We start from the raw sequence: 12,051 nt of genomic DNA, 5'->3' as shown, positions 1-12,051 counted from the left end.
GATGACCTTCCGGGAGATCAACTCGAAAATGGTCGAGGCGACGGTCGTCCCCGGCCGGCGCCTGTTCAGTCAGCGCGGCGCGATGCTCGCCTACCAGGGCGACGTGGCGTTCACGCCCAACATCCAGGGCGGCCAGGGCGGTCTGATGTCGATGATCGGGCGCCGGGTGGCGGGTGAGGCGACGCCGCTGATGACCGTGGAGGGCAGCGGCACGGTCTTCTTCGGGCACGGCGGCCACCATGTGCACGTGATCGAGATGACGGGCGACACGCTGTACGTGGAGGCGGACCGCCTGCTCGCCTTCGAGGGCACGCTCCAGCAGGGCACGATGTTCATGGGCTCGCAGGGCGGGGTCATGGGCATGGTGCGGGGTCAGGTGACGGGCCAGGGACTGTTCACGACGACCCTCCAGGGACACGGCTCGGTGGCGGTCATGGCGCACGGCGGCGTCTTCGAGGTGCCGATCACCCCGCAGCGCCCCGTCCACGTCGACCCGCAGGCCTACGTCGCCCACCACGGCGACGTCCGCAACAAGCTGTCCACCGCGCTGGGCTGGCGCGAGATGGTGGGACGCGGCTCCGGGGAGGGCTTCCAGCTGGAGCTGAGCGGCAACGGCACGGTGTACGTCCAGGCGTCGGAGGAGAAGCTGTGAGCGCGTACGGAACGCCCGGCTCCGGGCCGGTGGTCCACGACCCGACGACCCTGCCGGCCGACGACAACGTGAACCCGTACACCTTCTGCGTGGAGCTCAAGGGGAGCCAGTGGTTCCTCCAGAAGGGGAAGATGATCGCCTACTACGGGACGATCGAGTTCAACGGCATCGGGCACGGCCGGCTGGACCATCTGGTCCGTACGGCCTTTCATTCGCCTCTGCACGCGAGCGACTGGGTGGTGGCCGAGGGTTCGGGCCGGATGCTGCTCGCCGACCGGGCCTTCGATGTCAACTCCTTCGACCTGGACGACGGCAATCTGACCATTCGCTCCGGCAATCTGCTCGCTTTTCAGCCAAGTCTGTCGCTCAAGCAGTCGATCGTGCCCGGCTTCCTCACTCTCATCGGAACCGGAAAGTTCGTGGCCGCGTCCAACGGGCCGGTGGTGTTCATGGAGCCCCCGATCCGGGTGGACCCGCAGGCGCTGGTCGGCTGGGCCGACTGCCCGTCCCCGTGCCATCACTACGACCACGGATACCTGACCGGCGTACTGGGCGGGCTGCGTTCGATGACGGGCCTCGGGCCGGTCTCCGGGGAGGAGCACCAGTTCGAGTTCGTGGGGGCCGGGACGGTCCTGCTGCAGTCCAGCGAGAGCCTCATGGCCGAACTGGCGGCGGGGGTGCTTCCGGACGAGCCCGGGGTACCCGGAGGGGGAAGGGTGTCCGGAACTCGCGGACAGCAGGGTGGGCAACCGCGCCTTCCCGGACAGCTGGGAGATCTCCAGCGTCGCTTCGGGGTGTGAGCGGTAGTCTGCGGAGTGTGACATCGAACGCGTGCGCGCCGTCACACCACCCTCACTAGTTCGCCTTTCAACTTCTTAGGTAGACTTCATTCATGGAGACCGAGACGGCCACGCGCTGGCTGACCGATGCGGAGCAGTGCGCCTGGCGCACCCACCTGGAGGTCAACAGGCTGTTGACGTACCAACTCGAGAAGGACCTGCAGCCGTTCGGCCTGACGATGAACGACTACGAGATCCTGGTGAATCTCTCCGAGTCGGAGGACGTACGGATGCGCATGAGCGACCTCGCGTCCGCCACCCTCCAGTCCAAGAGCCGCCTCTCGCACCAGATCACCCGCATGGAGAACGCGGACCTGGTGCGCCGTGAGAACTGCGAGTCCGACCGCCGGGGCCTGTACGCGGTCCTCACCGAGCACGGCATGGAGACCATGCAGAAGGTCGCGCCGCACCATGTGGCGTCCGTGCGGAGGCACTTCGTCGATCTGGTCGACCACGAGACGCTGATGGAGCTGGACAAGGCCCTGAAGCCGATCGCCCAGCATCTGCGGGGGCAGCGGGGCGGGGCGTAACCACCCCGCGCGGCACCCCCGCGCGGAGAGAAGACGGAGAGAAGGCGGAGCCCTCAGGGCTCCGCCTTCCGTGTCACAACGGGTGTCACCAGGGGCGGGTCAGGCCTCGGTCAGACCCGCCACCAGCTCGTCCGCCGCCTGGTAGGGGTCCAGCTCACCGGCGGTGATCCGCTCCGCGAGGGCGCTCAGACGGCGGTCGCCGTGCAGGTCGCCGATGCGCTCGCGCAGGGCCGTGACCGCGATGGTCTCCACCTCGTGGGCGGCGCGGGCGCGGCGGCGCTCCGCGAGGACGCCCCGCTCCTCCATCCAGGCCCGGTGCTTCTCCAGCGCCTCGACCACCTCGTCGACGCCCTCGGAGCGCGCGGCTACCGTCTTGACGATGGGCGGGCGCCAGTCGCCGGGGCCGCGGGACTCGCCGAGGCCCAGCATGTGGTTCAGCTCGCGGGCGGTGGCGTCCGCGCCGTCCCGGTCGGCCTTGTTGACGACGTAGACGTCGCCGATCTCCAGGATGCCGGCCTTGGCCGCCTGGATGCCGTCGCCCATCCCCGGGGCCAGCAGGACGACGGAGGTGTCGGCCTGGGAGGCGATCTCCACCTCCGACTGGCCCACACCGACCGTCTCGACCAGGATCACGTCGCAACCCGCCGCGTCCAGTACGCGGATCGCCTGCGGGGCGGCCCAGGCGAGCCCGCCCAGGTGGCCGCGGGTGGCCATGGAGCGGATGTAGACGCCCGGGTCGGAGGCGTGCTCCGACATCCGCACCCGGTCGCCGAGCAGCGCGCCGCCGGAGAAGGGCGAGGACGGGTCGACGGCCAGGACGCCGACCCGCTTGCCCTGCTTGCGGTACGCCGTCACCAGCGCGGACGTGGACGTCGACTTGCCCACGCCCGGGGAGCCGGTCAGACCGACGACATACGCGTTGCCGGTCAACGGCGCGAGCGTCCGCATGACCTCCCGCAACTGCGGGGACGCCCCCTCCACCAAGGAGATCAGCCGGGCCACGGCCCTCGGCCGGCCTTCCCTGGCCTGGGCCACCAGAGAGGAGACGTCCTGCATCACAGCTCCGTTCACGTGATCCACGTACGCGGTCCGCGTACGAGAGGTCCTACGAATGAGATCGGTCGGGTGTTACCCGGCTCAGGCCTTCGGCACCCGGACGATCAGCGCGTCGCCCTGACCGCCGCCGCCGCACAGCGCGGCCGCGCCGACGCCGCCGCCGCGCCGCTTCAGCTCCAGCGCCAGGTGCAGCACGAGACGGGCGCCGGACATCCCGATCGGGTGACCCAGGGCGATGGCGCCGCCGTTCACGTTCACCTTTTCCGTGGACACGCCGAGGTCCTTCATTGACTGCACGGCCACGGCGGCGAACGCCTCGTTGATCTCGACGAGGTCCAGGTCGGAGACCTCGAGCCCCTCCTTCTTCAGGGCGTGCCGGATGGCGTTGGAGGGCTGGGACTGCAGGGAGTTGTCCGGGCCTGCGACGTTGCCGTGGGCGCCGATCTCGGCGATCCACTCCAGGCCCAGCTCCTCGGCCTTGGCCTTGCTCATCACGACCACGGCCGCGGCGCCGTCGGAGATCTGCGAGGAGGAGCCGGCGGTGATCGTGCCGTCCTTGGCGAAGGCCGGGCGCAGCTTGGCCAGGCCTTCGGCCGTGGTGTCGCCGCGGATGCCCTCGTCCTTGCTGAACAGGACCGGGTCGCCCTTGCGCTGCGGGATCTCCACCGGGGTGATCTCGGCCTCGAAGACGCCGTTCTTCTGCGCGGCGGCGGCCCGCTGGTGGGACAGGGCGGCGATCTCGTCCTGCTCGGCGCGCCCGAGGCCCAGGCGGGTGTTGTGCTTCTCCGTCGACGCGCCCATGGCGATGCCCTCGAAGGAGTCGGTCAGGCCGTCGTGGGCCATCGCGTCCAGCATCTCCACCGCGCCGTACTTGTAGCCCTCGCGGGACTTCGGCAGGAGGTGGGGGGCGTTGGTCATGGACTCCTGGCCGCCGGCCACGACCACGTCGAACTCACCCGCCCGGATCAACTGGTCGGCGAGCGCGATGGCGTCCAGACCGGACAGGCACACCTTGTTGATGGTGAGCGCCGGGACGCTCATCGGGATACCGGCCTTGACCGCGGCCTGGCGGGCCGGGATCTGCCCCGCCCCGGCCTGCAGCACCTGGCCCATGATCACGTACTGCACCTGGTCGCCCCCGATCCCCGCGCGGTCGAGGGCGGCCTTGATCGCGAAGCCGCCGAGGTCGGCTCCGGAGAAGGACTTCAGCGAGCCCAGCAGTCGTCCCATGGGCGTCCGCGCGCCCGCGACGATCACCGAGCCGGTCGTACCGGAAGTTCCAGAAGACATGAGCTGCGATCCCCTTACCGGCCTGCACAGCCGAGGAGTGAACGAGGGTTTACTTCGAATGTACTGAGGCCTGCTCCGCCCCGTCATCGGGCCGTCGGTGTGATCGCGCGCACGTTGCGTAACCACCCCGGTGGCGATGCACTGATTCCATGCTGACGCGAATCGACCACATCGGGATCGCCTGCCACGACCTCGTCGCCACCGTCGAGTTCTACCGGACCACGTACGGCTTCGAGGTGTTCCACACCGAGGTCAACGAGGAGCAGGGCGTGCGCGAGGCCATGCTCAAGATCAACGACACCTCCGACGGAGGGGCTTCCTACCTGCAGCTTCTCGAACCGACCCGCGAGGACTCCACCGTCGCGAAGTGGCTCGCGAAGAACGGCGAGGGCGTGCACCACATCGCCTTCGGCACGGCGGACGTCGACGCGGACGCGGCCGCCGTCCGCGACAAGGGCGTACGCGTTCTGTACGACGAGCCGCGACGCGGCTCGATGGGGTCCCGGATCACCTTCCTGCACCCCAAGGATTGCCACGGCGTCCTGACAGAACTGGTCACTTCGGCGCCTGTTGAGTCGGTTGAGCACTGACTCCCGTACATAAGGGCCGGTAGGGTTGGGGGCGGTCGTCCCCCGAGCGGGGACGACCCGGTCCTGCCGTCGAGAGCGACAGGACCGCCGGGGTCCGTGTTTCGGGGGACGAGCGGCGGGGCAGCAGCCCGTGCTCCGCTGTTGATCTGACACCATTCCCGGGGGCCCCGTTCGGCGGATGGACGGAGCTCGTTTGGACAGGCTTGCAACCAGGGGACGGATGGGACCGCGCAGTGCGGGGCTACGAACGCCAGGAGCGAGAGCCGGCGGCTGACGTCGACCACCTCTCTCGGTTCGAGGCCGAGATGGATCGGCTGAGGACCGAGCGGGAGAAGGCGATCCAGCACGCCGAGGACCTCGGCTACCAGGTAGAGGTGCTGCGCGCCAAGCTGCACGAGGCGCGCCGCACCATCATGTCCCGGCCCGCCTACGACGGCGCCGACCTCGGCTACCAGGCCGAGCAGTTGCTGCGCAACGCGCAGGTGCAGGCCGATCAGATCCGCGCCGACGCCGAGCGCGAGTTGAGCCAGGCCAGGGCACAGACCCAGCGCATCCTCCAGGAGCACGCGGAGCAGGCCGCTCGCCTTCAGGCCGAGCTGCACGCCGAGGCGGTCAACCGGCGCCAGCAGCTCGACCAGGAGCTCGCCGAGCGCCGGCAGACCGTCGAGTCGCACGTCAACGAGAACGTGGCGTGGGCGGAGCAGCTGCGCGCCCGCACCGAGCAGCAGGCCCGGCGCCTGCTGGACGAGTCCCGCGCCGAGGCCGAGCAGGCCATGTCGGCCGCCCGCGCGGAGGCCGAGCGGCTGGCCGCCGAGGCCCGGCAGCGGTTGCAGAGCGACGCCGAGGCGGCCCGCGCGGAGGCCGAGCAGACCCTGCGCCGCGCCCGCGCCGACGCCGAGCGGCTGCTGAACGCCGCCTCCGACCAGGCCCAGGAGGCCACCGACCACGCCGAGCAGCTGCGCTCCGCCACCGCCAGCGAGTCGGACGCCGCCCGCCGCCAGGCCGCCGAGCTGAGCCGGTCCGCCGAGCAGCGGATGGCCGAGGCCGAGGACGCGCTGCGCAAGGCGCAGACCGAGGCCGAGAAGCTGGTCACCGAGGCCAAGGATTCCGCGTCCAAGACGCTCGCCGGCGCCGAGTCGGCCAACGAGCTGCGCACGCGCACCGCCAAGGAGCAGGTCGCCCGGCTGGTCCAGGAGGCCACCAAGGAGGCCGAGGCCACCAAGTCCGAGGCCGAGCAACTGGTCGCGGACGCCCGCGCCGAGGCGGAGAGGATCGTCGCGGAGGCCTCCGAGAAGGCCCGTACGATCACCGCCGAGGAGAGCGCGACCCAGCTGTCCAAGGCGGCGAAGACCGCCGAGGACGTGCTGAACAAGGCGTCGGCGGACGCCAAGGGGACCACGAAGGCCGCGGCCGAGGAGGCCGAGCGGATCCGCAGGGAGGCCGAGGCCGAGGCGGACCGGCTGCGCGCCGAGGCGCACGACCTGGCCGAGCAGCTCAAGGGCGCCGCCAAGGACGACACCAAGGAGTACCGCGCCAAGACGGTCGAGCTCCAGGAGGAGGCCCGCCGGCTGCGCGGCGAGGCCGAGCAGCTCCGGGCCGACGCGGTCGCCGAGGGCGAGAAGATCCGCTCCGAGGCCCGGCGCGAGGCCGTGGTGCAGATCGAGGAGGGGGCCAAGTCCGCCGAGGAGCTGTTGGCCAAGGCGAAGGCCGACGCCGACGAGCTGCGCGGCACCGCGCAGAGCGACAGCGAGAAGGTCCGCACCGAGGCCATCGAGCGGGCCACCACGCTGCGCCGGCAGGCCGAGGAGACCCTGGAGCGCACCCGCCAGGAGGCCGAGCGGCAGCGTGCCGAGGCCACCGAGCAGGCCGAGTCCGTCCAGGCGGACGCCGAGCGGGCCGCGCGCGAGCTGCGTGAGGAGACCGAGCAGGCGGTCGCCGCCCGGAAGGCGGAGGCCACCGAGGAGCTCACCCGGCTGCACACCGAGGCCGAGGAGCGGCTGGCAAACGCCGAGAAGGCGCTGGGCGACGCCCGCGAGGAGGCCACCCGCATCCGCCGTGAGGCGGCGGAGGAGGCCGAGCGGCTGCGCTCCGAGGCCGCCGAGCGCATCCGGACGCTGCAGCAGCAGGCGGAGACAGAGGCCGAGCGGCTGCGGACCGAGGCCGCCGCCGACGCGGCCGCCTCCCGCGCCGAGGGCGAGGCCGTCGCCGTACGGCTGCGGTCGGAGGCCGCGGCGGAGGCCGAGCGGCTCAAGACGGAGGCGCAGGACACCGCGGACCGCGTGCGCGCGGAAGCGCAGGCCGCCGCGGAGCGGCTGGGCGCGGAGGCCTCGGAGACGCTGGCCGCCGCCCAGGAGGAGGCCGCCCGGCGCCGCCGCGAGGCCGAGGAACTGCTCGGCGCCGCGCGCGCCGAGGCCGACCAGGAGCGCGAGCGGGCCCGCGAGCAGAGCGAGGAGCTGCTGGCCTCGGCCCGCAAGCGGGTGGACGAGGCGCAGGCCGAGGCCACCCGTCTGGTGGAGGAGGCCGACCGGCGCGCCACCGAGATGGTGTCGGCCGCCGAGCAGCACGCGCAGCAGGTGCGGGACTCCGTCGCCGGGCTGCACGAGCAGGCGCAGGAGGAGATCGCCGGGCTGCGTTCGGCCGCCGATCACGCGGCGGAGCGGACCCGCCGGGAGGCCGAGGAGGAGGCGGACCGGGTCCGCACCGACGCCTACGCCGAGCGGGAGCGGGCGAGCGAGGACGCGAGCCGGCTGCGCGGCGAGGCCCGGGAGGAGACCGAGGCCGCCAAGGTGCTCGCCGAGCGGACCATGTCCGAGGCGATCGCGGAGGCGAAGCGGATCCGCGCGGACGTCTCCGAGCACGCCCAGCGGGTGCGCACCGAGGCCTCCGACACCATCGCGCAGGCCGAGCAGGACGCCTCCCGCACCCGCGCGGAGGCCCGCGAGGACGCCAACCGCATCCGGTCGGAGGCGGCCACCCAGGCGGACACGCTCATCTCCGAGGCGCGCTCGGAGGCGGAGCGGCTCCAGACGGAGACGGTCGCGGAGGCCGACCGGGTCCGCGCCGAGTCCGTCGCCAAGGCGGAGAAGCTGATCTCGGACGCCACCGGGGACGCGGAGCGGCTGCGCGCCGGCGCCGCCGAGACGGTCGGCTCCGCGCAGGCGCACGCCGAGCGGGTCCGCGCCGAGTCCGAGCGGGTCGGGTCCGAGGCACGCGCGGAGGCCGAGCGGCTGGTGGGCTCGGCCCGCGAGGAGGCCGACCGGACCCTGGACGAGGCCCGACGGGACGCCAACAAGCGGCGCTCGGAGGCGGCCGAGCAGGTCGACACGCTCATCACCGAGACAACCGCCGAGGCCGACAAGCTGCTCACCGAGGCGCAGGCGAGCGCGGTCAAGACGAAGGCGGACGCCGAGTCCCAGGCCGACACGATGGTGGGCGCGGCCCGCAAGGAGGCCGACCGGATCCTGTCCGAGGCGAGGGTCGAGGGCAACACCACGGTGGAGAAGGCCCGTACGGACGCGGACGAGCTGCTCGTCGGCGCCCGCCGGGACGCCACCCAGATCCGGGAGCGCGCGGAGGAGCTGCGCGAGCGCCTGACGACCGAGATCGAGGAACTGCACGAGCGGGCCCGCCGCGAGTCGGCCGAGACGATGAAGTCGGCCGGCGACCGCTGCGACGCGCTCATCAAGGCGGCCGAGGAGCAGCTGGCCAAGGCGCAGACCAAGGCGAAGGAAATCGTTTCGGAGGCCAACTCCGAGGCGGGCAAGGTGCGGATCGCCGCGGTGAAGAAGGCCGAGGGGCTGCTGAAGGAGGCCGAGCAGAAGAAGGCCACCCTCGTGAGGGAGGCCGAGGAGCTCAAGGCCGAGGCGGTCCGCGAGGCCCGGCGCACGGTCGACGAGGGCAAGCGCGAGCTGGAGATCCTGGTGCGCCGGCGCGAGGACATCAACGCCGAGATCTCCCGGGTCCAGGACGTGCTGGAGGCGCTGGAGTCGTTCGAGGCGCCGTCAGGGAAGGACGGCGCGGTGAAGGCCGGCGCGACGGTGGGGGCACCCCGGTCGGGTGGCAAGACGTCAGACGGCTAGCCTGTAGGCGGATTCCGGCCTTCTGGGTGCTTTGACCGGTTCTTTGGCAAGCCCTGGAACGGTCAGCCACTCAAAAGAGGTGTCATTCTCCAGATCAAACACGTATCCGCTCGATGACACACCGCTTCGGCCCCTAGGATTCCACCTATCACCTCACCGGTCTCATTCGGACAGGAACCCCATGAGCGACACTTCCCCCTACGGCTTCGAGCTTGTGCGGCGTGGGTACGACCGCGCTCAGGTGGACGAACGTATCTCCAAGCTCGTCTCCGATCGTGACAGTGCTCTCGCCCGCATCACCGCCCTGGAGAAGCGCATCGAGGAGCTCCACCTCGAGACGCAGAACGCCCAGGCCCAGGTCGGCGACGCCGAGCCGTCGTACGCGGGTCTCGGCGCGCGGGTCGAGAAGATCCTCCGCCTCGCCGAGGAGGAGGCCAAGGACCTGCGTGAGGAGGCCCGGCGCGCGGCCGAACAGCACCGCGAACTCGCCGAGTCGGCGGCCCAGCAGGTTCGCAACGACGCCGAGTCCTTCGCCGCGGACCGCAAGGCCAAGGCCGAGGACGAGGGCGTCCGGATCGTCGAGAAGGCCAAGGGCGAGGCCTCCCAGTTGCGCGCCGACGCGCAGAGGGACGCGCAGTCCAAGCGGGAGGAGGCGGACGCCCTCTTCGAGGAGACCCGCGCCAAGGCCGCGCAGGCCGCCGCCGACTTCGAGACGAACCTCGCCAAGCGGCGCGAGCAGTCCGAGCGCGACCTGGCCTCCCGTCAGGCCAAGGCCGAGAAGCGGCTGGCGGAGATCGAGCACCGGGCCGAGCAGCTGCGTCTGGAGGCGGAGAAGCTGCGCACCGACGCCGAGCGCCGCGCCCGCCAGACGGTGGAGACGGCCCAGCGCCAGGCCGAGGACATCGTGGCCGACGCCAACGCCAAGGCGGACCGCATCCGTTCGGAATCCGAGCGCGAGCTCGCGGCGCTCACCAACCGCCGCGACTCCATCAACGCTCAGCTGACGAACGTGCGCGAGATGCTGGCGACCCTCACCGGTGCCGCGGTGGCCGCCGCGGGCGCGCCGACCGAGGACGAGCCGATCTCCCGTGGCGTTCCGGCCCAGCAGTCCCGCTGACCCGCGTTCACCGGGCCTGACCGCGGCTGACATCCGCCGCTGACCGCGAAGCTCTCCGCCCCAGGGGTGGCGGAGAGCTTCGCGGCGTTCTAGCGTGTCTGGCATGATCGAACTGGAGGGGTTGACCAAGCGGTACGGAGGGAAGCCGGCGGTCGACGGCCTCACCTTCACCGTCCGGCCGGGCATCGTCACCGGGTTCCTCGGGCCCAACGGCGCCGGGAAGTCCACGACGATGCGGATGGTCCTGGGCCTCGACCGTCCCACCTCCGGGTACGTCCGCATCGACGGCCGGCCCTACCACGAACTCAAGGACCCGCTGACGTACATCGGCGCGCTGCTGGACGCCAAGGCCATGCACGGCGGGCGCAGCGCCTACAACCACCTGCTGTGCCTCGCCCAGAGCAACGGCATCCCCACCCGCCGGGTGAACGAGGTCCTGGACACCGTCGGCCTGACCCCGGTGGCGCGGAAGAAGGCGAAGGGCTTCTCGCTCGGCATGAGCCAGCGGCTCGGCATCGCCGGCGCGTTGCTCGGCGACCCGCGGATCCTGATGTTCGACGAGCCGGTCAACGGCCTCGACCCCGAGGGCATCCACTGGATCCGCGGTCTGATGAAGTCCCTCGCCGCCCAGGGCCGTACGGTGTTCGTCTCCTCGCATCTGATGAGCGAGATGGCGCTGACCGCCGACCACCTCGTCGTCATCGGCCAGGGCCGGCTGCTCGCCGACACCTCCATGGCCGACTTCATCGAGCGGAACTCCCGTTCCCACGTCCGGGTCCGCACTCCGCAGCGCGAACGCCTGCTCGACGTGCTGCACGAGGCCGGGATCACGGCCGTGCCGGGCGAGGGCGGGCTGCTTCAGGTCGAGGACGGCAAGGCCGAGCGCATCGGCGAGCTGGCCGCACAGCACCACGTCGTGCTGCACGAGCTGAGCAGTCAGCAGTCGTCGCTGGAGGAGGCGTTCATGCGGCTGACGGCCGGGTCGGTGGAGTACCACGCGCACACCGGCCAGGTCGTGCCGGAAGGGGCGCCCGCGCAGCCGTGGGGCGCCGACAGCAAGAAGGAGGGCTGAGCGATGGCGGCGACTCAGGTCATCAGGTCCGAGTGGACCAAAATCCGGTCGGTGGCGTCCACGGTGTGGACGCTGTCCCTGACGGCGGTCGTCACGATCGCCCTCGGCATGCTGATCTCGGCCCTGTCGAAGCACGCGTTCGACAGCATGGACGAACGGGACCGGTTCACCTTCGACCCGACCTACATCAGCTTCGCCGGCATGGGGCTCGGACAGCTCGCGATGATCGTGTTCGCGGTGCTGGTGGTGTCCAACGAGTACAGCACCGGCATGATCCGCACCTCGCTGGCCGCCGTCCCCCAGCGCGGCGCCTTCCTGGCGAGCAAGGTCGCGGTGGCGACCGGGCTGGCCCTCGTGGTCGGCATGGTCACCAGCTTCGCCTCGTTCTTCCTCGGGCAGGCGATGCTCGGATCGCTCGGCACCTCCCTCGGCGAGCCGGGCGTGCTGCGCGCGGTCGTCGGCGGCGGCCTCTACATGGCCCTCATCGCGATGTTCTCGATGGGCGTCACGGTGATGCTGCGCTCGCCGATGCTGTCGCTGGGCATCCTGATGCCGTTCTTCTTCCTGATCTCCAACATCCTCGCCAACGTATCGGCGACGAAGAAGGTCGGCCGCTTCCTGCCCGACCAGGCCGGCGGCCGCATCATGCAGGTGGTTCCGCAAGCCGACGACACCCCCTACGGCCCCTGGGGCGGCCTCGGGATCATGCTGCTGTGGGTGATCGCGGCGCTCGCCGGAGGGTACGTACTGCTACGGAAGCGGGACGCCTGAGCACGGCACGCTTTTACTTTCTCTTGGGCGGAACCGTCAGCGCCCGGATATCCTC

10 protein-coding genes are annotated in these 12,051 nt (G+C 71.3%); 8 read left to right on the top strand and 2 right to left on the bottom strand.

Features of this window, described 5'->3' with window-relative positions; all coding sequences use genetic code 11:
* The first annotated feature begins 1 nt into the window (after position 1).
* The 3 genes from ABZ818_RS22810 to ABZ818_RS22800 all read left to right on the top strand — a co-directional run bounded on the left by ABZ818_RS22810 (position 2) and on the right by ABZ818_RS22800 (position 2,021).
* Positions 2 to 652 carry an AIM24 family protein gene (locus tag ABZ818_RS22810; protein ID WP_361417453.1) on the top strand — a complete coding sequence of 217 codons (651 nt, stop codon included), beginning with the start codon at positions 2 to 4 and terminating at the stop codon, positions 650 to 652.
* A complete protein-coding gene (locus ABZ818_RS22805) occupies positions 649 to 1,452 on the top strand; it encodes an AIM24 family protein (RefSeq protein WP_361417450.1) in 804 nt (267 codons plus the stop codon). Before ABZ818_RS22810 ends, ABZ818_RS22805 begins: the two co-directional genes overlap by 4 nt.
* A 92-nt stretch (positions 1,453 to 1,544) precedes the next feature.
* Positions 1,545 to 2,021 carry a MarR family transcriptional regulator gene (locus ABZ818_RS22800; RefSeq protein ID WP_361417447.1) on the top strand — a complete coding sequence of 159 codons (477 nt, stop codon included), beginning with the start codon at positions 1,545 to 1,547 and terminating at the stop codon, positions 2,019 to 2,021.
* 99 nt (positions 2,022 to 2,120) lie between these two features.
* Here the strand turns inward: ABZ818_RS22800 and meaB are convergent, their stop codons facing one another.
* Together meaB and ABZ818_RS22790 are read right to left on the bottom strand one after the other, a co-directional pair.
* A complete protein-coding gene (gene meaB / locus ABZ818_RS22795) occupies positions 2,121 to 3,077 on the bottom strand; it encodes a methylmalonyl Co-A mutase-associated GTPase MeaB (RefSeq protein ID WP_361417441.1) in 957 nt (318 codons plus the stop codon).
* Positions 3,078 to 3,158: 81 nt separating this feature from the next.
* Positions 3,159 to 4,367, bottom strand: a complete 1,209-nt coding sequence (locus tag ABZ818_RS22790; protein ID WP_361417438.1) for an acetyl-CoA C-acetyltransferase — start codon at positions 4,365 to 4,367, stop codon at positions 3,159 to 3,161.
* Positions 4,368 to 4,516: 149 nt separating this feature from the next.
* On the opposite strand from ABZ818_RS22790, the gene mce reads away from it, so the two are divergent.
* The 5 genes from mce to ABZ818_RS22765 all read left to right on the top strand — a co-directional run bounded on the left by mce (position 4,517) and on the right by ABZ818_RS22765 (position 11,996).
* Positions 4,517 to 4,957, top strand: a complete 441-nt coding sequence (gene mce, locus ABZ818_RS22785) for a methylmalonyl-CoA epimerase (RefSeq protein ID WP_361417435.1) — start codon at positions 4,517 to 4,519, stop codon at positions 4,955 to 4,957.
* A 233-nt stretch (positions 4,958 to 5,190) separates the two neighbouring features.
* Complete coding sequence (gene scy / locus ABZ818_RS22780) at positions 5,191 to 9,036, top strand: polarized growth protein Scy (protein WP_361417432.1); 3,846 nt, start codon at positions 5,191 to 5,193, stop codon at positions 9,034 to 9,036.
* Between the two features lie 181 nt (positions 9,037 to 9,217).
* Positions 9,218 to 10,153, top strand: coding sequence for a cellulose-binding protein (locus ABZ818_RS22775; RefSeq protein WP_361417430.1), 936 nt, complete (start codon positions 9,218 to 9,220; stop codon positions 10,151 to 10,153).
* Positions 10,154 to 10,256: 103 nt separating this feature from the next.
* Positions 10,257 to 11,225, top strand: coding sequence for an ATP-binding cassette domain-containing protein (locus tag ABZ818_RS22770; protein ID WP_361417427.1), 969 nt, complete (start codon positions 10,257 to 10,259; stop codon positions 11,223 to 11,225).
* Between the two features lie 3 nt (positions 11,226 to 11,228).
* Positions 11,229 to 11,996, top strand: coding sequence for an ABC transporter permease (locus tag ABZ818_RS22765; RefSeq protein ID WP_361417424.1), 768 nt, complete (start codon positions 11,229 to 11,231; stop codon positions 11,994 to 11,996).
* Positions 11,997 to 12,051: the final 55 nt, after the last annotated feature.

Source organism: Streptomyces sp. NPDC047453, from assembly GCF_040643155.1.
In the GTDB taxonomy this organism is placed as follows: domain Bacteria; phylum Actinomycetota; class Actinomycetes; order Streptomycetales; family Streptomycetaceae; genus Streptomyces.
The sequence above is the reverse complement of the archived record's forward strand: the minus strand, read 5'-3'. Positions and strand labels throughout refer to the sequence as shown.